The sequence below is a fragment of the Serratia sp. DD3 genome (assembly GCF_000496755.2).
On sequence record NZ_AYKS02000118.1, the window covers coordinates 54,381 to 76,373 of the forward strand.

Consider the following 21,993-nt stretch of genomic DNA (forward strand, 5'->3'; position numbering starts at 1 on the left):
ATCAAACACTGCGCTTTTCGTCTTTCTTGGTACGCCCAAGCAGGCTCAATGCTGCCTCACGGGCATTTTTATCACAATACAGCACTTGATAAACCTGCTCAGTAATGGGCATTTCCACCCCAAAACGCTGCGCCAGTGCCAATACTTCCTTGGTATTGCGGTAGCCCTCTACCACTTGACCAATTGCCTCTTGGGCTTCCTTTACTCCCATACCTTGCCCCAGCATAATACCGAAACGCCGGTTGCGAGACTGATTATCAGTACAGGTCAATACCAGATCACCCAGCCCAGCCATCCCCATAAAAGTGGCCGGATCGGCACCCAATGCTGAACCCAGGCGGCTCATTTCCGCCAAGCCACGGGTAATCAATGCGGTACGGGCGTTAGCACCAAAACCAATTCCGTCTGACATCCCGGCACCAATTGCAATCACGTTTTTAACCGCGCCCCCTAACTGCACGCCGATAAAATCCGGATTACTGTACACGCGGAAACTTTTGCCACAATGCAACAATTGCTGCAGGTCATCGGCAAACTGTTGGTCCGTGGCTGCTAGCGCGATAGCCGTAGGCAGCCCTGCCGCCAACTCTTTGGCAAACGTGGGCCCAGACAGCACCGCCAGTGGGATATCCGGCCCAAGCGCATCCCGTGCTACATCTTGCAGCAGGCGGCCGGTTTCGGTTTCTAGCCCTTTGGTGGCCCAGACAATACGAGCATCCTGACGCAGATGGGGCTTCAACTGGCGCAGTACATCGCCAAAAACATGGCTGGGAACGACCACCAGCACATCTCGGCTGGCGGCCAGCGCACGAGCCAAATCGGTTTCAAGCAACAAAGTATCGGGGAAGGGGACATCAGGCAGAAACGCCTGATTGCAGCGATCACGCTGCATAATTTGGATCTGTTCGGGGTTATGCCCCCAGAGCACGACCGGATAACCGTTACGTGCCAGTGTAATAGCCAATGCGGTGCCGTACGAGCCGGCACCGATGACAGTCATTGAAGCATTGACGCTACTCATCAGGCATCCTGACGCGGTTCAGCACCTTCCGTTCCCGCTGTTTCCGCCGCTTGCTGCTGCAAATAGCTCATGAACAGTGCGTCAAAATTGACAGGGGCCAGATTCAACTGTGGGAATGTACCGCGAGAAACCAGGTTGGTGATGCACTCACGCGCATAAGGGAACAAAATGTTCGGGCAGTATGCACCCAGGCAATGTGCCAACTGTGTACCTTCGATACCAGATACAGAGAAAATCCCTGCCTGTTGAACTTCACACAGGAAAGCAGTTTCTTCACCCAGAGAAGCGGTTACGGTAACACGCAGTACCACTTCGTACACCTCATCTGCCAGCAGAGTCGAGGCCGTGTCCAGATCGAGTTTCACTTCTGGTTGCCACTCTTGCTGGAATACCTGCGGAGCCTGTGGTGCTTCGAATGAGATATCTTTGGTATAAATACGTTGGATCTGGAAAGCCATCTCTGCGCTATTTTGTTCTGACATGTGTGTAATATCCTTGTTTAACGATGTTTATTGTTTAACTATGTTTATTGTTTAACTATCTTTATTGACACTCTGTGACTGGGATACCCCGTCAGCCAGAGCGAATAAAAACTTACTTGCCGCGAGCCAATGGCAGGTTTTCACCACTCCAGCCCGTAATGCCGTCTTTCAGAGTATAAACGTTTTCAAACCCGGCTTTGCTCAGGTTTTCTGCTGACGCGCGAGAAGTCGTACCATTGGCGCAAACCACAATCACAGGTTGAGCTTTGTGCTTTTCCAACTCGCCAAAGCTGCCACTTTTTATTTCGCTTGCCGTCAGGTTGATAGCGTTGGCGATATGGCCTTTACGGAAATCATCACGGCTGCGGATATCGACAATAACCGCGTCTTCTTTGTTAATCATTAGGGTAGCCTGACCTCGACCGATCTCTTTCACCTTAGAGAAACGGCTCTTGAAGGTCATGACGATCACAGCAATCAGTAAAGCGACCCAAGCCAGGCTCAGTATGGTGTTCCTACTAACAAATAGCATAATTTCTTGCAGCATGGGGGGTAACAACTCCCGTCAGTTAAGGGAAAATAAGTCAAGGCTTCAGAGTATACCTGCCGAATGCGGCAAATACAGCCAATAAGCAAGACCGGAATGCAGAAACTGCGGAGTAAATTGGAAAAATACCCTGATGAGAGCCAGAAATGCACCATCGTTAAGTGCATATTTGATCTCTCTGGGTTCTTTTTAGCCAGCTACGTTGTAGAATTACCCGGTTTGGGAGAGTGAATAGCCATCACTCCTGTGGGCTGATGGCTATTCACAACTTGTATACCTATCATCCTTCAAGTGACAAGCCGTTAATAGCTACTTGAAAGATGACACGTATAGCGATCATAAAAGAGGTTATTGCAATGTCGAGCACGAAAAAGCCCATGGTACTGGTGATCCTGGACGGTTACGGCTACCGGGAAGAGCAACAGGATAATGCGATCCTGAATGCCAACACACCCGTGATGGATCAACTGTGGCAGCAACAGCCACATACCCTGATTGCCGCTTCAGGCCTGGATGTCGGCTTACCCGATGGCCAGATGGGTAACTCGGAAGTGGGCCACGTTAACTTGGGGGCCGGGCGTATCGTGTATCAGGATCTGACCCGTCTGGACAAAGAGATTAAAGAGGGTGATTTCTTCACCAACTCAATACTGACCAACGCTGTCGATAACGCAGTAAAAGCGGGTAAAGCGGTCCATATTATGGGTTTGATGTCCCCAGGAGGCGTACATAGCCATGAAGACCATATTCTGGCCATGGTCCAACTGGCAGCACAACGGGGAGCCAAAGCGGTTTACCTGCATGCCTTCCTGGATGGTCGTGATACACCACCGCGCAGTGCTGAAAATACACTGAAACGTTTCAATGACCAATTTACCCAACTGGGTTGTGGTCGCATCGCATCGGTGGTGGGCCGTTACTATGCCATGGACCGTGATAACCGTTGGGATCGGGTGCAATTGGCCTATGATCTAATGACTCAGGCAAAGGGCGAATATACTGCAGATAACGCAGTCAGCGCACTGCAAGCGGCTTACGCTCGTGATGAGAACGACGAATTCGTCAAACCCACCGTGATTCAGGCCGCAGGTGAAGCCTCTGCCGCCATGAATGATGGTGATGCACTTATCTTTATGAACTTCCGTGCTGACCGTGCGCGTCAAATCACCCGTGCCTTTGTGAATGCCGATTTCGATGGTTTCCCACGGAGCAAAGTGGTCAAATTCTGTGATTTCGTGATGTTGACCGAGTACGCAGCCGATATTCAGACGGCCAGTGCCTACCCGCCAGAGTCACTGACCAATACCTTCGGTGAGTGGCTGATGAAACACAATAAAACCCAGCTACGCATCTCCGAAACCGAAAAATACGCTCATGTCACCTTCTTCTATAACGGCGGTGTCGAAGAGCCATTTAAAGGTGAAGATCGTCTGCTGATCAACTCGCCCAAAGTCGCCACCTACGATCTGCAACCAGAAATGAGTTCAGCAGAACTCACCAAAGAACTGCTGGCTGCGATCAACAGCGGTAAATATGACACCATTATCTGTAACTACCCGAATGGCGACATGGTAGGTCATACCGGCATTTACGAAGCCGCTGTCAAGGCGGTAGAAACTCTGGATAACTGCATCGCGCAGGTGGTTGATGCCGTGAAAGCCGTTGATGGCCAACTGTTGATCACCGCCGATCATGGCAACGCAGAACAAATGCGCGATCCCGCAACTGGTCAGGCGCACACCGCACACACCAGCTTGCCGGTACCGTTGATTTATGTGGGTAAAGCGGCCAAAGCAGTAGAAGGTGGCAAACTGTCAGATATCGCCCCCACCATGCTGTCATTGATGGGAATGGAAATCCCGCAAGAGATGACTGGTAAGCCGCTGTTCATCGTGGAATAATCCTTCTCCATGAAGGAGAAGGCCACTTTTGTATTATCAAAGGCAACGCCAAACGCATATTCAGGCAAGCTATCACGGCCTGAATATGCTGGGTGGTCGTTTGCTACCCTCTGCGCCAGTGTTTTTTTTGCTGGCGCATTGTTGTGGCCATTAACCAGCCACAGTGCAGAAGATAACAACTCCCAACTCAAAGACATCCAGCAGAGCATCGCAGAAAAAGAGCAGGCAGTTAAACGGCAGCAGCAGAAACGCAGTTCCTTGCAGGATCAGCTCAAGCAGCAAGAAAAAAGCATCGCACAAGCTAGCCGCGCGTTACATGGTACCCAGGGAACACTCACGGTACTGGGCAAAGATATTTCTGGCCTTAATACCTCAATCGCCAAACTGGAAAAACAACAAGCCACCCAGCAAGAAATCCTCGCCAAGCAACTTGATGCAGCGTTTCGACAAGGGCAGCATGGCGCATTGCAGCTTATTCTCAGTGGTGAAGAAAGCCAACGTAGCGAACGTATTCTCGCCTATTTCGGTTACCTCAATGAAGCACGCCAGCAATCCATAGAACAACTCAAGCAGACTCGCCGTCAATTGGCGGAACAGAAACGTTCGCTGGTGGCTAAACAAGGTCAACAAAAATCTCTACTTAACGAACAGCAAAGCCAGCAACAAAAGTTGGAGCAGGCGCGCAGTGCACGTAAAAAAACCTTGGTGTCATTAGAAGCCTCGTTGGAAAAAGATCAACAGCGGCTAGTGGAATTACGCCAGAACGAAACCCGTCTACGTGACCAAATCGCCCGGGCAGAACGTGAAGCTAGAGCCCGCGCCGAACGGGAAGCGCGTGAAGCGACTAAAGTACGTGAACAAGTGAAGGTCAAAGAACAGCAGGCGAAAAAAACCGGCACCAGCTATAAACCCAGTGAAAGCGAACGTTCATTGATGGCACGAACCGGCGGTTTGGGTCAGCCATCTGGGCAAGCGATGTGGCCAGTGCGAGGTCGCGTCCAACATAATTTTGGCGAACAACTGCAGGGTGAGTTACGCTGGAAAGGGATTGTGATCGAAGCTCGAGAAGGCAGCGAAGTAAAAGCCATTGCCGATGGCCGGGTTCTGCTGGCTGACTGGCTGCAAGGTTACGGCCTGGTGATCGTCGTTGACCACGGCCAGGGTGATATGAGTCTGTACGGTTACAATCAGAGTGCGTTGGTTAACGTCGATGCACAAGTGCGTGCTGGCCAACCCATTGCCTTGGTGGGTACCAGTGGTGGGCAGGGTACACCGTCGCTGTACTTTGAAATTCGTCGCCAAGGCCGAGCGGTCAACCCGGTGCCATGGTTAGGAAGGTAGCTTTGTACTATACCCGTTATACTTCAAGTTTCTTGGGTGTTAGCTGCGCTCAATCACCCCAGTCACATAGTTTTCTATGCTCCTGGGGATTCCATCGCTGCCATGCCTACAAGCAACTCGAATTATTTTGTGTATATACCAAAACAGGTATCGCCATGTTGCTGGGGGCGCTACTGCTCGCTAGCACTGTGCAGGCAGGAAAGTTGTCGATTGTAATCGATGATATGGGTTATCTGCCACGTGAAGACCATGCCATACTGCAAATGCCGGTAGCCATTTCTGTGGCCATCCTGCCTAATTCCCCTCATGCCCACCAAATCGCCACCCAAGCGCACAATCAGGGCCGCGAAATACTCATCCATATACCCATGGCTCCGCTCAGCAAACAGTCGCTAGAGCGTGATACGCTGCAACCCTCCATGAGCAGTGAAGAGGTTCAGCGCATTATTCGTGATGCCGTCAATAATGTGCCCTATGCGGTAGGGATAAATAACCATATGGGCAGCGCCATGACCTCCAGCCTACCGGGGATGCAAAAGGTGATGCAGGCGCTGGCCGGCTACCAGCTCTATTTTCTGGACAGCATGACCATTGGAAATAGTCAGGCCACACGCGCTGCCACGGGCACCGGGATAACGGTGATCAAACGCAAGGTGTTCCTTGATGATAGCGCCAACCCGAATGATATCCGCCAGCAGTTTAATCGGGCCGTTGATGTAGCACGCCGTCATGGTTCGGCTATCGCCATCGGCCATCCTCGCCCCGCCACAATAAAAGTGCTGCAACAGATGTTGCCGACCTTGCCCGGTGATATCGTCCTGGTGAAACCCAGCGCACTGCTTAATGAACCACAGCAAAGTCATGGCAGCGATACACCGCAACGGCAACCACACATCCTAACGCCGAAGTCACCATTTAGCGGCACCATCAAGCAGTGCAAGGTTAAGCTGCCGAAACAGGGGGTCAACACAGGTGACGCCTTGAAGGTGATTGGGGAAGGAGTGGCGCAATCACCCATCGTGGTATTAATTAAACGCCATTGGCAGAACTGGGCCGGTTCAACGCAAAACCTACAAAACCAACAAGATTAGCGGAGGAGCACGCCGTGGGCTCCTCCTGGCCGCTTAATCCCAGCTCAAGACGACTTTCCCGGATTGCCCGGAACACATGACATCAAACCCCTGCTGAAACTCGTCGATCGAGAAACGGTGGGTGATAATCGGTGTCAGATCAAGACCTGATTGAATCAATGCCGCCATCTTGTACCAGGTTTCAAACATTTCACGGCCATAAATCCCTTTGATAAACAGCCCTTTGAAAATGACTTGATTCCAATCGATAGACATATCCGAAGGTGGGATCCCCAGTAGCGCAATGCGCCCACCATGATTCATCGCATTGAGTAACGAACGGAATGCCGGTGGTGCGCCGGACATCTCGAGCCCCACATCAAAGCCCTCCGTCATGCCCAACTCGGCCATCACCGCCGTCAGGTCCTCTTTAGCCACGTTCACCGCACGGGTGACACCCATTTTGCGCGCCAGGTCGAGACGATACTCATTGACGTCGGTAATCACCACATGACGAGCGCCGACATGCTTACATACCGCAGCAGCCATAATGCCAATTGGGCCAGCACCGGAGACCAGCACATCCTCACCCACCAGATCGAAAGAGAGAGCGGTGTGTACAGCATTGCCGAAGGGGTCAAAAATAGCGGCCAGCTCATCGGAAATATTATCCGGAATTTTGAAGGCATTAAACGCTGGGATCACCAGATATTCAGCAAAAGCACCAGGGCGATTAACCCCCACTCCGGTGGTGTTACGACACAGATGAGTACGGCCACCCCGGCAGTTACGGCAATGCCCACAGGTAATGTGCCCTTCACCAGAAACACGATCCCCGATATTGAATCCTTTGACCTCTTGGCCAATAGCCACCACTTCCCCCACATACTCATGGCCAACCACCATGGGTACCGGGATGGTTTTCTGCGACCATTCATCCCACTTGTAGATATGAACATCAGTACCGCAGATGGCCGTTTTGCGGATTTTAATCATCACATCATTGTGACCCAGCTCTGGCTGAGGCACATCAGTCATCCAAATACCGGGTTCCGCTTTTAGTTTTGATAATGCTTTCATAGAAGTACCTTATGCAATAACACCCAGTGTCTTACCGATACGGATAAATGCCTCAACCGCATGTTCGATCTGCTCTGGTGTGTGATCAGCAGACATCTGGGTACGGATACGTGCCTGGCCTTGTGGTACCACCGGATAGAAGAAACCGGTGACGTAGATACCTTCTTTCAGCAAAGCGTTGGCAAAATCCTGCGCCAATTTGGCCTCACCTAGCATCACCGGAATAATCGCATGGTCAGCCCCGGCAAGCGTAAAACCGGCAGCGGTCATTTTTTCACGGAACAGCCGGGCATTACTCCACAAGCGTTCACGCAGTGCATCCCCTTGTTCCAATAGCTCCAGCACTTTGATCGACGCAGCCACAATCGCCGGGGCCAGCGAATTGGAGAACAGATAAGGGCGTGAGCGCTGGCGTAACCACTCCACCACCTCTTTTTTCCCTGCGGTATAGCCACCGGAAGCACCACCCAACGCCTTACCCAAGGTGCCGGTAATAATATCAACCCGGCCCATCACTTCGCAGTATTCATGTGTCCCGCGCCCATGGGCACCGACAAAACCCACCGCGTGGGAATCATCCACCATCACCAGTGCGTTGTATTGATCTGCCAGGTCACACACCCCTTTCAGATTGGCAATCACCCCATCCATCGAGAACACACCGTCGGTGGCGATCATGATGTGACGCGCACCATCCGCCTTGGCCTGCTTGAGTTGCTCCGCTAATTGATTCATATCGTTATTGGCATAGCGGTAGCGTTTAGCCTTGCACAAACGCACGCCATCGATGATGGAAGCATGATTCAAGGCATCAGAAATAATGGCATCTTCCGGGCCAAGCAAGGTTTCAAACAAACCGCCATTGGCATCAAAACAGGAGGAGTAGAGGATGGCATCTTCCATCCCCAGGAAACCCGCCAGTTTCTGCTCCAATTGTTTATGGCTATCTTGCGTACCACAGATAAAACGTACTGAAGCCATACCAAAACCATGGCTATCCATGCCCGCCTTGGCAGCAGCGATCAATGCCGGGTGGTTAGCTAGCCCAAGATAGTTATTGGCACAAAAATTGATAACATGGCGGCCATCGGCAACGGCGATATCTGCCTGCTGGGCGGAAGTGATGATACGTTCTTCCTTGAATAGCCCTTCGGCACGAGTGGTAGCAAGTTGTTGTTCTAACTGCTGATAAAAGGATGCGGACATTTAGTCATCTCCAAAATAGGGATATTTTGGGATATTTTACTGATTTATAACTAAGCTGACGACAATACACGACAGAGAAAATTAAAATTGCAGCAGATATCACGGCAAATGGCAGCGTCAATTAAGCGAATAGGATATTAACCATACCGCCGATGCTCCTGATGCAATGAAATGCTATTATAGGCGGCATATCAGAGTGAGCATGGTGCATCACCAAACAGAATATAGGGGTAAACCCAATGATTATCGTCACTGGCGGCGCTGGCATGATTGGCAGCAACATCATTAAGGCACTGAATGATCAAGGATATCGTGACATTCTGGTCGTCGACAACCTAAAAGATGGCACCAAATTCGTCAACCTGGTAGACCTTGATATCGCTGACTATATGGATAAAGAAGAGTTTCTCGTCAGCATTATGGCGGGTGACGATCTGGGTGATATCGAGGCTGTTTTCCACCAAGGTGCCTGCTCTTCCACCACCGAGTGGGATGGCAAATACATGATGGATAACAACTATCAGTATTCCAAGGATCTCCTGCATTTCTGTCTGGACCGCCAAATCCCCTTCCTGTATGCCTCTTCTGCTGCCACTTACGGTGGTCGCACCGATAACTTTATTGAAGAACGGCAGTATGAGCAGCCGCTGAATGTCTACGGTTACTCAAAATTCCTGTTCGACCAATACGTGCGTGAAATCTTGCCAGAGGCGGATTCGCAGGTATGCGCTTTCCGTTATTTTAATGTGTATGGCCCCCGTGAAGGGCACAAAGGCAGTATGGCCAGTGTGGCATTCCACCTGAACAACCAGATCCAGCGCGGTGAAAACCCCAAATTGTTCGCCGGTAGTGAAAACTTCAAGCGTGACTTTATTTATGTCGGCGACGTGGCGGCAGTGAATCTGTGGTTCTGGCAAAACGGCGTATCCGGTATTTTTAACTGCGGTACTGGCCGGGCGGAAACCTTCCAGGCGGTGGCGGATGCCGTGGTGGATTATCATCAATCAGGTGCCGTGGAATATATTGAGTTCCCGGAAAAACTGAAAGGCCGCTATCAGGCCTACACGCAAGCGGATCAAACCAAATTGCGCGCAGCCGGTTATAGCGCACCATTCAAAACCGTCGCCGAAGGCGTTAAAGAGTACATGGCCTGGTTGGATCGTACCGCTTAAGCTGAAGGAACGAATTTACGGTATGAAAATTCTGGTTATCGGCCCTTCGTGGGTTGGCGATATGATGATGTCGCAAAGCCTCTATCGCACCTTGAAGGCCGAGTATCCCTCAGCAGAAATCGACGTGATGGCCCCTGCCTGGTGCCGTCCTCTGCTGGCTCGTATGCCAGAAGTGAATCAGGCATTAGCCATGCCACTGGGCCATGGCGCCCTGGGGCTGGGTGAGCGCCGTCGTCTTGGTCATGCTCTGCGCTCGCAGGGTTATCAGCGTGCCTATGTGCTACCCAACTCGTTCAAATCTGCCCTGGTTCCCTTCTTTGCCAAGGTACCTTTGCGTATCGGTTGGCGCGGTGAGATGCGTTACGGTTTACTCAATGACCTGCGTGTGTTGGATAAAGCGGCGTTCCCCTTGATGGTGCAGCGCTATGTCGCCTTGGCTTACGATAAACAACGTATACACCGGGCGGAAGATCTGCCCCAGCCGCTACTCTGCCCACAATTGCAGGTCAGCGCCGGGGAAATCGCCGAAACCACAGCGGCATTTAACCTCACCGAGCAGCGGCCGATTATCGGTTTTTGCCCAGGTGCCGAGTTTGGCCCAGCCAAGCGTTGGCCGCACTATCATTACGCCACCTTGGCACAAGCGCTGATCAATCAAGGTTATCAAATTGTCCTGTTTGGTTCGGCCAAAGACAGTGAAGCGGGGGAACAGATCCGTGCCGCACTGGAAGAAAACAGCCGTGATTTCTGCCTTAATCTGGCCGGGAAAACACAGCTCGAACAAGCCGTCGTGCTGCTGGCTTCCTGCCAGGCAGTTGTCAGCAATGATTCCGGTTTGATGCATATTGCCGCGGCCCTGAATAAACCACTCATCGCACTGTATGGCCCAAGTAGCCCGGACTTCACTCCTCCGTTATCTCAGCAGGCCAGGGTGATCCGTTTGATTGATGGGTATCACAAAATCCGTAAAGGCGATGCTGATCAGGGTTATCACCAAAGCCTGATCGACATACAGCCCCAGCAGGTGTTAGACACGCTGATGCCACTACTTGCCGCCAGCGAGGAATAACCATGCAGGTACTGATCGTTAAAACCTCCTCAATGGGGGATGTACTTCATACCCTGCCTGCACTGACCGATGCCGTGCAGGCTATCCCTGGTATTGGTTTCGATTGGGTGGTGGAGGAAGGATTCAGCCAAATCCCCAGTTGGCACCCGGCGGTGGACCGCGTGATCCCGGTGGCACTTCGCCGTTGGCGTAAAAATTGGTTTGCTAAAGAGACCCGGCAGCAGCGCAACGATTTCAAACAGCAGGTACAACAACGCCAGTATGATATTGTCATTGATGCGCAGGGGTTAATTAAGAGCGCTGCGTTGGTGACGCGCCTTGCTCGCGGCAGCAAACATGGTCTGGATTGGCACAGCGCACGGGAACCACTAGCCAGTTGCTTTTATCAGCATCGTCATCCTGTGGATAAACAGCAACACGCAGTAGAACGTATACGCGAACTATTTGCCAAAAGCTTGGGTTATGAAAAACCGCATAATACCGGGGATTACGCCATTGCCGCGCGTTTTCTTAGCCATCCCCTTGCAGATGGCGGGAAATATCTGGTTTTCCTGCACGCAACCACGCGTGATGAAAAACATTGGCCAGAGCAGCATTGGCGTCAACTGATTGAATTACTTGCCCCTAGCGGGTTAAAGATCAAGCTCCCCTGGGGGGCCGAGCATGAACACCAGCGAGCTTTACGCTTGGCAGACGGGTTTGGGCATGTTGAAGTGTTACCCAAGCTGACTCTTGAGCAGGTAGCCGCCGTGTTGGCAGGCGCTAAAGCGGTGGTTTCAGTCGATACCGGGCTGAGTCATCTGGCTGCCGCCCTGGACCGCCCGAATATCACCCTGTATGGTCCAACAGACCCGGGGTTGATTGGGGGGTATGGGTTGAATCAGAATTCATTGATTGCGCCGAGAAAAAATATGCTAGAAATCACCGCTAACGCTGTCCGGACAGAACTACAAAAGGCCATCTAATGAAGAAACTGCATATTATTAATTTAGGGAAAATGGGTGGTGTTGAACGCCTGTTTTTGCAGTATATCAACGATACCACTGATAACAGTAACGAAGTAATTTGCATCAGCAGTGAGGTCGCTAAAGAAATTCGCCAACAGATGCCAAACCAGGCCGTGACGTTTGCCAATCGATTAATCAATTCACTCTCGCTGCGCTGCCCGCAATTTTTACGAAAATACCTGCTAACAAGAAAAATAGAAAGGGCCAATGCCGATGTGATCATCGTATGGGATCTGATTCCCGGTCTAGCAGCAAAACCTAAACGCGGCAAATTGATTTATTACGATCATGGCTGCTCCTGGCGTTATCCCAAAAATCATAAGACTCTGGGTTTCTTCGCTATGCTGGATGGTGTTATTTCTGCATCCCATGCGTCGAAACGCGTGATGGAATTACGTTTTAATTTACCCTGCCCAAACCCAGTAGTAATCAACCGTATCAAAACGCCAACAGGGCTTAACGATACCCCCAAGTTACTATCGCAACCAGTCAAGATCGGTACTGCTTCTCGACTAGTAAGTCTTAAAGGAATCAGCGTTTCCCTGCTGATGATGCAAGAGTTATTGCGTCGTGGACATCATGTTTCTTTAGAAATTGCAGGCAAAGGTCTAGACAGAGCAGCCTTTGAAGCTCTGGCTGAACGGCTACAACTCGGTGATCACGTCATATTCAGCGGTTTTCAAGATAATGTCGCAGACTTCTTTAACCGTATCGATATTTATATGAGTACACCGATTACCGAACCGTTCGGTTTGTCCTGTATGGAATCACTCTATTTTGGTGTGCCTGTAATATTCCCACTAATCGATGGTCAACCAGAGGCAGTGAAGGATGGTTATTGTGGTATTGGGCTAACACCGTCTATCACTATTGAACAGCATCAACATCTAACCGGCATAAAAGTTGATTTCCCGCATGATGTTTACGATCCACTCAGTGATTCACTCGTTAAGCCAAAATTATTGTCACATATCGATTGCGCAGATGCTGTGGAGAAACTGTTGGTGACAGATACTTACCAATTTCTCAGCAAAAATGCCCGTAATTACCCAATGACACATTTCAATTATGCAATGTTCAAGACTGATTTTGACCAGACTCTACTATCCTTGGCCACCCAGAATTAACCTAGTTGGAAAAACAGAACCATGCTGACAGAAAAGGCCCCCCATCCAGCATTTAGCTATCTTATTTATTTAGGGTGTGCTGTTGCTTTTTTTACCATTCCTTTCGGTTCCAACATTGGGCGTGATTTTTTTTATATCTCCAGTTACCTCTCATTGATTGTTATTTTCCTGCACGCAAAGTACTTCTTCAGAAACAAGATGAACCTAATTTTACCTATGCTTTTTTTCTGCGTAGGGATAGGATCCATTCTCTGGATGAGCGATTTTAAGCAACCAGGTGACTATATCAATATTTACCGCTCATACTTATCAACCGGAAAGTTACAAATAGCTACCGCATTTCTTTTACTGTTCGCACTGAATGAACGCCTTTGTATGCAGCGTGCATTTATTGTCGTGGCTTTAAGTTGCGGTTTGGCTGTCAATGGCTACGCACTTTATCAGGGATTGATATTAAATATTCCACGTATTGAACTCAACTTTGATCGCGCCACTGTCGTTGCCTATATTATGACCGCCATCAGTCTGGTCATGATGCAAGCCATTCTGATGTTACAAACTCGTTACCGCCTGATTTTATATGTTTTGGCTTTCTTGCTCACGTTCTCCAGTATCATCCTAACCGGAACAAGAGCTGCCATGTTGGTCTATCCTCTTGCGTCCATCTTATCGCTACTAGCAACAACAGAGTTAATATCTAGAAAACGCAAAATCCAGTTGGTAATCTCAATCCCTTTATTACTGCTAGTGAGTGGTGTTGTCTTCAAAACACAGATAGAAAAACGTATTAGTGATTTTAAAACCGACATACAAAGGATTGACCAACCCAAAGTGGAGAATTCAATTATTTCCAGGCTAAGTATGCAGGTCGTGGCTATACATGCTGGATCAGATGCACTATGGGGCCAATCCGCAGAGTTACGTGGCGAAAAAATCCGTACCATTGTCGCGCAAGAGCCCCAGCTATATGGAGCCATGCCCTATATCAATGTCCATCTACATAACGAATTACTGGAAACCTTTTCTCTTAAAGGTCTCTGGGGGGCGCTATGTTTACTGGCACTCTATATTGGTCTGTTTGTCTCGTCGCTGAGACCTCACCGCAATGCATTACTGCTAGGAATAAGTTTCAGTCTATTTGCTTACGGACTCAGCGATGTCGTTTTCTTCAGTAAGGAAGGCACCGTTATATTCTGTCTAGCGATTATTGCCAGTGTACTTTCCGTGAAAAAAAGTCGGGAGCCAACAGCATGAACCTGACATCACCTCTGCTTAGTATTATTGTTCCATTCTACAATAATGAGGATTTTATCATCGATAGTTTGGGGTCATTATTTGATCAAATTCGTGATGATATTGAAGTAGTAATTATTGATGATGGCTCGACAGATTCATCCTTTGTATTGGTCAACGAGTTTCTACTAAAAAAACAACATCCCTTAGTAAAATTTATTTCTCAGACAAACGGTGGTATTGCCAATGCCCGCAACGTCGGGTTACAAAATGCCGGTGGGCGCTATGTCACTTTTCTGGACGGAGATGACATGCTATGTACTGATTATCTGGCAGTTTTATACCCATTACTGCTCGAAGACCACGAGGATTTGATTGATTTCAACTATCAGAAATTCACCGTTTCTCCCTCTGTTTTACCCACAAATCAGCAGGTCAAACACATCGTGTACGACTTTCAACATCAAGGGCTGGATTGTCTAAAACCGCTATTTGCCAACTCGATGTGGCATCTTTGGAGTCGGGTTTATCGGCGTACATTGCTAGCAGGAGATACTTTTGAAAATGGGCGGCGCTATGAAGATGTTATCTTCACACCTTTCCAATATTTCAAAACCCGAAAAATTGCCCATATTGACCATGCGCTCTATCTATATCGCGATAATAACCAAGGGATCACCCGCAATATCAAGGCTAAAGATATTGAAGACATGCTGTTTGCGATGAAAAAAATGCTGCAATTTGTGGCACAACACCAAGGTGATGAACCGCTACGACAATTGGCTGCATTGATGCTCGCCAACTGTTTCTCCGAGGTGAAGTCCATGTCAAAAATAGTTTACGGCTATTATCACTATGAACCAGAGACCCTAAATACTCTTCGTCAGGCGGCCATGATATGCCAAGATAGTGACGTCCCGGGAAAAAAAGTCCGCCAAATGCGTTATGCACGAGTGGATACTTTTCTATCGAAAATGCGTTGGTGGCTACGCACCATCATACCAAGACGTTTCTAGCTTCTTATCAAGAGTTCAAAGACATATGAGCCACAATCTCATCATAAACACGCTGTGGCTGAATAACCCCCACCGGTCCATCAACCTCCAATGGCATGGTATAACCCGTTCGAGAAAGATGAATAATTCGGTGCAACTCTACATCCTGAATTGGTCCGGTAGACCGAGGATCAGCCGTCACAAATAAACTTATCGTCTTGGTTTTCAATGCAATCGCCAAATGCAAAGGCCCCGTGTCCCCAGATACCAGTAGATCGAGGCTATCAATTAATGTCAACGTTCCCTGTAGCCCAGTCTTACCTATCTTATTATCAACACAAGTCCGAGTATCAGGATGAATAAGCTGCAGGAACTCTTGTGCTTTCTTTTCATCTTTTTGCCCTGCACCAATCAACACAAAGCGCACATTTTGATATTGGACAGCCAACATATCCGCCAACTTGGCAAAGTGACCAACCGGCCAACAACGAGACTCTGTAGAAGCCCCAAGTTGAAATCCAATTGAGCAAAATTCGATGTTTCTAATGCCTGGCTTATAGGGGACAGGAATTTCCATAGTCGGATCGTCACAACGACACCCTAAAATGGAAATCAACTCCAGTTTTCGGCGGATAAAGTGCCCATAATAATGAAATACATAGTTGGTCAACCAAGGTTCCAACCCACATATCCCTGAACTATAGTTATCTCTGATGACATATTTTGCACCGGCCATAATGGCACTGATAACGTCATAAGGTAGGTGTGAATGCAGGATCAGAGCCAGGTCCGGCTGATGTTGCCGCAATGATTTCAACAGAGGGCCGATGGTCTTTATTTTACTGTTCCAGTAAATCACCCGATCATAATAGCGACCATTTTCTACTAACTCGCTATTTTTTTCATGTACTACCAGTGTGATATGTGCGGCAGGATAACGTTCACGCATCGCTCTCAACACCGGGGTATTGAACATGAAATCCCCTAAAGCTGTCGTGGAATAAATAACGATATTCTCGAACTGCATTTTGCTGTCAAAGGTCGCTTTATCCTGGAAACGACCATACTTCGCGGTATAACGTCGCAAGAACCAATCAGCAGCCTTGATTTTCCACTTTTTCGACATGTTAATTCACTTTAACCTGATAATATTCAGCCAACGTCATACCCACCGTGCGTTGCTGTAGCCAATCAAATAACTGTTCTAAATCCCGATACAAGGCTTCAATATCCTGCTCGTTTTTAAAGGTCGGGCTACCACCGGGCATAAACTCGGAAGAGTGAAGCATAAACTCAACATAATCATGCCCTTGTGCCAGCGAATTTTCCGCCACTCGCTTCATTTTTGCCAGATTATGACCGGATGGCCGCAGCCAATCTACTGATGGTGAGCGTTTTTTACCGCGAAAACGATCATAACCTTGCTTGAGCAAATTCATCAACGCAGAGTGTTTATACTGAATACTCATAGGAACTTCCAGCAACATCGAGTTACCGGGTTTGGCAATATTGGCTGGGTCAATAAAATAAGCCTGAGAGGGAAAATGGCGATAATCAGTTCCGCCGTTACCTTGGGGATTGCCCGGTGAATACTGCCAGTTAACCCGTGGAGTGACCGAACAATCTACCTGATAGCCATATTCCAGCAAAAGTGACGCATAAAACTCATTAAACGCCCAGCGCCCGGCACGGTGGCTGCGCATCTTGGTTTGAAAGGTATCTTCCAGCAACTTAGTCATATGATCGACTTTGGCACGGATCTGATTAGCGGGATATTCAATCAGATAAGGCTTATGGCGCCAGTCATTGTCAGTCAGTGGCTCAAGTGGGGGGCTGTTCCAGGCATGCAGATGCATACCCACTTCGGCGGTGCCGCGGGCAATCACATCACGGGCAAATTCGATATAGTGCGCATCCACTGCCATCTCATAATTGGTTAGATAAACTGGCTTGAACCCATATTTTTCACACAGCGCTTGAAATCGCGGCAAAAAACGGCTGTTCTCGGTCAAAATACGATCATGATTTTGCCAAAGGTTATCGCCTTCAGTATCAATGGTAATAAGAAACGCTGGTACGCTCATAAAGATACCTGTTGTTGTGCAAGCAGCGGGCTGATACTCATAAGGCATACATGTTACGCAGCTGATTTCTTCAGGGCAAACAACTTTGTCATCAGACTGTCCGAGGCTTTGATCGTCAGGGGAGATTTTCGTTATCGGTAAGAAAACTTGGCAATAGTAGCAACATACGATTAGGTCATTTAGAATCACACTTTGGTTTCACTGAAAGCGACTTATGATGAACGACGCGTTAGCCTCGGCTTCTGCCACGCCAATACAGCATATTCTGATCATTAAACTGCGCCATCACGGCGATATGCTGCTGACTACCCCAGTCATCAATACTTTGCGACAGAACTACCCCCAAGCCCAGATAGACATATTACTATATCAAGAAACGCAAGATATGCTGGCCAGCAACCCGGCACTATCACAGATATTTGTTATCGATCGCCAATGGAAAAAGCAGGGCCTCAAAGCTCATCTCAGCCATGAGTGGCGTTTGATCCGTCAGCTCCGAGCCCAACGATACGATCTGGTGATCAATCTTGCCGATCAGTGGCGCAGCGCGCTACTTTCACGTTTAACGGGGGCGCGCATCCGCCTGGGGTTCGATTTTCCCAAACGCCGAGGTTTTCTGTGGCGCCATTGCCATAGTCGATTGGTCTCGGTGGCTGAACATCAGCATCTGCACACTGTTGAGCAGAACCTTTCATTGCTGCAACCGCTCGGTTTACCGAATCTCAGCCAGCAAGTCACCATGAGTTACAGCGCGCAAGACTGGCAAGCCAGCCAACAACTTTTACGCCAGCATGGCATCAAGGATAGCTATATTGTGGTACAACCCACGTCACGCTGGTTCTTTAAATGTTGGAGTGAAGAAAAAATGGCCGCTACCATCAGCGCACTACAGGCTGATGGACACCAATTAGTGATAACCTCCGGGCCCGATACCAAAGAGCAGCAGATGGTCAAGCAAATACTGGAGCTGTGCCCACAGCCAGGTATCGTTTCCCTGGCAGGGCAACTGACGCTGCGGCAGTTGGCTGCACTGATTGATCACGCCAAACTGTTTATGGGTGTCGACTCTGTCCCTATGCATATGGCAGCAGCATTACAGACGCCTTGCGTGGCGCTTTTCGGGCCATCAAAATTGACATTCTGGCGCCCTTGGCAAGTCATCGGCCAGGTAATTTGGGCGGGGAACTATGGCGAACTGCCAGACCCTGATGCGGTTAATACCCGCACTGATGAGCGTTACCTCAACATTATTCCTACAGACGTGGTGATTGCAGCCGCGCGGAGCACCCTGGCATGAAAGCATTTCGTTTGGCGATTGTTCGCCAAAAATACCGCCCAGATGGCGGGGCAGAACGTTTTGTTTCCCGGGCACTGGAGGCTCTCGAGCAACAGGATCTGGATCTGAACGTTATCACCCGAGAATGGCAAGGTGATGCCAATCCGCAATGGCATATCCATCTGTGCAATCCGATGAAATTTGGCCGTATCAGCCGCGAGCGTGGTTTTGCGCAGGCCGCTAGAGCCTTGTGGCAAAAAGAGCATTTCGATCTGGTACAAAGTCATGAGCGCATCCCTGGCTGCGATATTTATCGTGCGGGTGATGGTGTACACCGCCGCTGGCTGTTGCAGCGAGCACGCCTGCTGCCGGAATGGCGGCGCAAATGGTTATTCTCTAACCGTTACCATCGTTATGTCATGTGCGCTGAACGCGCCATGTATGCCGCACCTGAGTTAAAAGCGGTGATTTGTAATGCCGAAATGATCAAGCAAGAAATTATCGACGACTTTAGCGTCCCTGCGGATAAAATCAGCGTGATCTACAACGCTATTGATAACCAGAAATTTTTACCTGCGGGTGAACAGCAACGGCAACAACTGCGCGCGCAATTTCAACTTCCCCAACAAGCACACTGCCTGGTCTTTGTCGGTTCCGGTTTTGAACGTAAAGGTCTGGCAGCAGCCATCCGTGCGGTAGCCGCAACAGAGAGTTATCTATTGGTCGTGGGTAAAGACAAAGCCGAGCAACGTTACCGAGCACTGGCGCAGTCACTGGGTTGTGGCCACCGAGTGCGCTTTATGGGCGTGCAGCAACAAACCCTGCCGTTCTACCAAGCTGCAGATGCTCTGCTGCTGCCAACCTTATACGACCCCTTCCCCAATGTAATCCTGGAAGCGATGTCATGTGGATTACCGGTGATCACCAGTACCACCTGCGGTGGAGCCGAGTTTATCACCCCAGGTGCAAATGGATTTGTCAGCGATGCACTGGATATTCGCGCGCTGACCGAAGCAATTGATGCATTACCTCGGCAAGCGTTGGGGTCCGCCATGGGAGAAACGGCAAGGCAGCGTATTATGTCGGCAACACCGACACAACTCTCAGAACAACTTATTGCACTCTATAACCGACTGCTGGATTAACTATGCGTATTCTGATGATTATCGACGGTCTGCCTGGTGGCGGGGCAGAAAAGGTAGTACTGACGTTATGCCAAGGCATGCAGCAAGCAGGGCATGACATCAGCCTGATTTCACTGCGTGATATCTGTAACTATCCCATCCCTGCTGGGATTAATTATCAAGTGATTCCCGACACCTGCAGGACACCCTGGCGCAAATTGACTGAGCTGTCACGTCGTGCTGCCATGCTGGACCGAACAATTAGTACCAATGAACAGCAAAAGGGCCGTTATGACCTGGTGTTCTCTAACCTGCATAAGACGGATCGTATTGTCAGCCGTAGTAAAGTGATTGATCAGCAACGTCTCTGGTTCTGCATACACGGTATTCTTTCCACTTCCTATCTGGGCCACCGAGCTGGGCTGGATCGCTGGTTAAAGCGCCGCAAGATAGCAAGTATCTATCAGCACAAAAATATTGTTGCCGTCTCACAGGCGGTAGGCCATGACCTGCATCAAAATTTAAGAATTGAGCCCAATCGATTGGAAATAATCAACAATCCTTTCGATATCAAAGCAATAGAACAAGAAGCCGCCGAGCCCTGCATGTTAGCAGGCAAAGATTATCTGATACATGTAGGCCGTTTCCATCCACACAAGCGCCATGACCGCTTGCTGAAAGCCTATGCGCTCTCCGGTATTAAAGCCCCTTTGGTATTACTGGGTGGCGGAGAAGAAAAAATAGTCGAAGAGACAAAACAGTTAGCGCAAGAGTTGGGGATCCATGAACAAGTACAATTTCTTGGTTTTCAGGCCAACCCCTTCCCATTTATCAAACACGCGCGCATGTTGGTGCTTAGTTCAGACAATGAAGGTTTCGGCAACGTACTGGTTGAGGCATTGCTGTGTGCGACTCCAGTGGTTAGCACGCGTTGTCCCGGTGGGCCGCAGGAAATCCTGGAAAAAGCAGGTATGAGCAATGCACTGGCCGAATTAAATGAAAAATCTCTAGCGGAAAAGATGGCAAACATTTATGCCAACCCTCCCGAAATTAATCATCAACAATTATTAAGTTATGGTCTAAAACCTATTTGTGAACAATATATTGCATTAAAAAAATAAACATAGGCAGGGTTGGCCTGCCTTTGCTTAAAACTATTTTAACTGTTGCATTTTTTGCCAAACCTCTTCAACCGGAATATCAGCACAGTTACCACTCGTAGCCTGTATTATCTGATAATCATCCGACCAAGGATGCCATTCTTCCGGTTTGGTCTCACCAAAAAATACCACCTGCTTTTTATTCAATGCCGCAGCCAAGTGCATTTGACCACCATCACTGCACAACACCAGATCGCACAAATCAAATGCGGCTAGCAACTCACGTACCGAGGCGGTGGGATACAGCGCCACTCGCGGATTTTGACACTGCATCAACAACTGTTCAGCGCGTTTATCATCACCAATATCATCTGGAGCCAACGTACCCGGCGGTGACCAAAAAATCAGTACCGAGGCATGATGATCCGTCGTTAAGTGACGAATAATCTCAGCATAGCGCTCCAGTGGCCAACTACTCTTTACTCTGCGGTTACTGAAATGCACAGCATAGAGATGCCCACTGCTGGCAGGTAACAATGCCTTTAAACGTTGCCTGGCGATATGACGCTCTTCATCGGTTAGATAGACACGCACAGGTGGAATCGGAATAACCTTATCCGTTATTGCCGACAAATAGCTAAAGGTACGTTCTACCTGATGTTTACCATGAAAATTAGCTGATTTAAAAGGATGATGAATGTCGCTGGTGCCTAAATCAGCACCGATAATCTTTTTAGCCCCAATCATTTTTGCCATGCGTAAGCTATACTTGCAAGGCTCTGGATTAGCGAGGATCACTGCATCAAATTTTATTTTTCTTAACTGCCAGAGCATCATTAACCGTTGAAAATAGACACCCAGTGTTGTCTCATTCTTGGCTTTATGTTTCGCCTTTTTATACACGAATACCTTTTCAAGGTGGGGGTTATGCTTCACCACGTCTTGGCTGACTTTATTGATCAACAGATACAGTTTTGCATCAGGGTAGGCAATTTTCACTCCTTCAATCAATGGAGTGGTACAAACCAAATCACCAATATTGTCACGGCGTATAATTAAAATATTCTTCATTCCAAACCTATCAGCCAAATCTTGTGTCAGTCGTCGCCAGCGCTCTTCAAACCACCAAACTAGCACCTTTCCGTGCTGGATATGATA

Annotated in this window: 20 protein-coding genes; 12 read left to right on the forward strand and 8 right to left on the reverse strand. The window is 48.9% G+C overall.

The features are described from left to right. Position 1: 1 nt before the first annotated feature. The 3 genes from gpsA to IO95_RS21615 all read right to left on the reverse strand — a co-directional run bounded on the left by gpsA (position 2) and on the right by IO95_RS21615 (position 2,050). Positions 2-1,021: an NAD(P)H-dependent glycerol-3-phosphate dehydrogenase gene (gene gpsA / locus IO95_RS21605; RefSeq protein WP_023491250.1), complete on the reverse strand. Its 1,020-nt coding sequence runs from the start codon at positions 1,019-1,021 to the stop codon at positions 2-4. Next, positions 1,021-1,503 carry a protein-export chaperone SecB gene (gene secB / locus IO95_RS21610; protein ID WP_037384815.1) on the reverse strand — a complete coding sequence of 161 codons (483 nt, stop codon included), beginning with the start codon at positions 1,501-1,503 and terminating at the stop codon, positions 1,021-1,023. Before secB ends, gpsA begins: the two co-directional genes overlap by 1 nt. Before the next feature lie 112 nt (positions 1,504-1,615). Then, positions 1,616-2,050, reverse strand: a complete 435-nt coding sequence (locus IO95_RS21615) for a rhodanese-like domain-containing protein (protein ID WP_023490537.1) — start codon at positions 2,048-2,050, stop codon at positions 1,616-1,618. A gap of 356 nt (positions 2,051-2,406) precedes the next feature. On the opposite strand from IO95_RS21615, the gene gpmM reads away from it, so the two are divergent. From gpmM to IO95_RS21630, 3 genes are all read left to right on the forward strand, one after another. Further along, entirely contained in the window at positions 2,407-3,951 is a 1,545-nt protein-coding gene (gene gpmM, locus IO95_RS21620) for a 2,3-bisphosphoglycerate-independent phosphoglycerate mutase (RefSeq protein ID WP_023490538.1), read from the forward strand. A gap of 9 nt (positions 3,952-3,960) precedes the next feature. Then, positions 3,961-5,292: a murein hydrolase activator EnvC gene (gene envC / locus IO95_RS21625; protein WP_023490539.1), complete on the forward strand. Its 1,332-nt coding sequence runs from the start codon at positions 3,961-3,963 to the stop codon at positions 5,290-5,292. 155 nt (positions 5,293-5,447) lie between these two features. Then, positions 5,448-6,383 carry a divergent polysaccharide deacetylase family protein gene (locus IO95_RS21630; protein WP_023490540.1) on the forward strand — a complete coding sequence of 312 codons (936 nt, stop codon included), beginning with the start codon at positions 5,448-5,450 and terminating at the stop codon, positions 6,381-6,383. Positions 6,384-6,416: 33 nt separating this feature from the next. Here IO95_RS21630 and tdh read toward each other — a convergent pair whose 3' ends face one another. Together tdh and IO95_RS21640 are read right to left on the reverse strand one after the other, a co-directional pair. Continuing rightward, on the reverse strand, positions 6,417-7,442 hold the full coding sequence (gene tdh / locus IO95_RS21635; RefSeq protein WP_023490541.1) for an L-threonine 3-dehydrogenase: 1,026 nt from the start codon (positions 7,440-7,442) through the stop codon (positions 6,417-6,419). A gap of 9 nt (positions 7,443-7,451) precedes the next feature. Further along, on the reverse strand, positions 7,452-8,648 hold the full coding sequence (locus tag IO95_RS21640) for a glycine C-acetyltransferase (protein ID WP_023490542.1): 1,197 nt from the start codon (positions 8,646-8,648) through the stop codon (positions 7,452-7,454). Between the two features lie 239 nt (positions 8,649-8,887). Here IO95_RS21640 and rfaD point away from each other — a divergent pair, with 239 nt between their 5' ends. From rfaD to IO95_RS21670, 6 genes are read left to right on the forward strand one after another with little or no spacing between them, the layout of a single operon-like run. Beyond that, entirely contained in the window at positions 8,888-9,820 is a 933-nt protein-coding gene (gene rfaD, locus IO95_RS21645; protein ID WP_037384818.1) for an ADP-glyceromanno-heptose 6-epimerase, read from the forward strand. A 22-nt stretch (positions 9,821-9,842) separates the two neighbouring features. Beyond that, complete coding sequence (gene rfaF, locus IO95_RS21650) at positions 9,843-10,889, forward strand: ADP-heptose--LPS heptosyltransferase RfaF (RefSeq protein WP_023488971.1); 1,047 nt, start codon at positions 9,843-9,845, stop codon at positions 10,887-10,889. A gap of 2 nt (positions 10,890-10,891) precedes the next feature. Continuing rightward, positions 10,892-11,854, forward strand: coding sequence for a lipopolysaccharide heptosyltransferase RfaC (rfaC, locus tag IO95_RS21655; RefSeq protein WP_023488970.1), 963 nt, complete (start codon positions 10,892-10,894; stop codon positions 11,852-11,854). After that, positions 11,854-13,023, forward strand: coding sequence for a glycosyltransferase (locus tag IO95_RS21660; protein WP_037384821.1), 1,170 nt, complete (start codon positions 11,854-11,856; stop codon positions 13,021-13,023). The genes rfaC and IO95_RS21660 overlap by 1 nt, the downstream gene beginning before the upstream one ends. Before the next feature lie 21 nt (positions 13,024-13,044). Then, positions 13,045-14,277, forward strand: a complete 1,233-nt coding sequence (locus tag IO95_RS21665; protein WP_037384823.1) for an O-antigen ligase — start codon at positions 13,045-13,047, stop codon at positions 14,275-14,277. Further along, positions 14,274-15,272, forward strand: a complete 999-nt coding sequence (locus IO95_RS21670) for a glycosyltransferase family 2 protein (protein ID WP_037384826.1) — start codon at positions 14,274-14,276, stop codon at positions 15,270-15,272. Before IO95_RS21665 ends, IO95_RS21670 begins: the two co-directional genes overlap by 4 nt. Before the next feature lie 7 nt (positions 15,273-15,279). Here IO95_RS21670 and IO95_RS21675 read toward each other — a convergent pair whose 3' ends face one another. Together IO95_RS21675 and IO95_RS21680 are read right to left on the reverse strand one after the other, a co-directional pair. Further along, a complete protein-coding gene (locus IO95_RS21675) occupies positions 15,280-16,377 on the reverse strand; it encodes a glycosyltransferase family 9 protein (RefSeq protein ID WP_037384828.1) in 1,098 nt (365 codons plus the stop codon). Position 16,378: 1 nt separating this feature from the next. Continuing rightward, complete coding sequence (locus IO95_RS21680; protein ID WP_037384831.1) at positions 16,379-17,335, reverse strand: polysaccharide deacetylase family protein; 957 nt, start codon at positions 17,333-17,335, stop codon at positions 16,379-16,381. A 214-nt stretch (positions 17,336-17,549) separates the two neighbouring features. Between IO95_RS21680 and rfaQ the strand changes: the two genes are divergently transcribed. Genes rfaQ through IO95_RS21695 form a run of 3 tightly spaced genes read left to right on the forward strand, consistent with a single transcriptional unit; the run spans position 17,550 to position 20,856 of the window. Next, positions 17,550-18,632: a putative lipopolysaccharide heptosyltransferase III gene (rfaQ, locus tag IO95_RS21685; RefSeq protein ID WP_023492585.1), complete on the forward strand. Its 1,083-nt coding sequence runs from the start codon at positions 17,550-17,552 to the stop codon at positions 18,630-18,632. Continuing rightward, complete coding sequence (locus IO95_RS21690; RefSeq protein ID WP_023492584.1) at positions 18,629-19,756, forward strand: glycosyltransferase family 4 protein; 1,128 nt, start codon at positions 18,629-18,631, stop codon at positions 19,754-19,756. The genes rfaQ and IO95_RS21690 overlap by 4 nt, the downstream gene beginning before the upstream one ends. A 2-nt stretch (positions 19,757-19,758) precedes the next feature. Further along, positions 19,759-20,856: a glycosyltransferase gene (locus IO95_RS21695; RefSeq protein WP_023492583.1), complete on the forward strand. Its 1,098-nt coding sequence runs from the start codon at positions 19,759-19,761 to the stop codon at positions 20,854-20,856. A 33-nt stretch (positions 20,857-20,889) separates the two neighbouring features. Here the strand turns inward: IO95_RS21695 and IO95_RS21700 are convergent, their stop codons facing one another. After that, positions 20,890-21,906, reverse strand: coding sequence for a glycosyltransferase family 9 protein (locus IO95_RS21700; RefSeq protein ID WP_037384833.1), 1,017 nt, complete (start codon positions 21,904-21,906; stop codon positions 20,890-20,892). Positions 21,907-21,993: the final 87 nt, after the last annotated feature.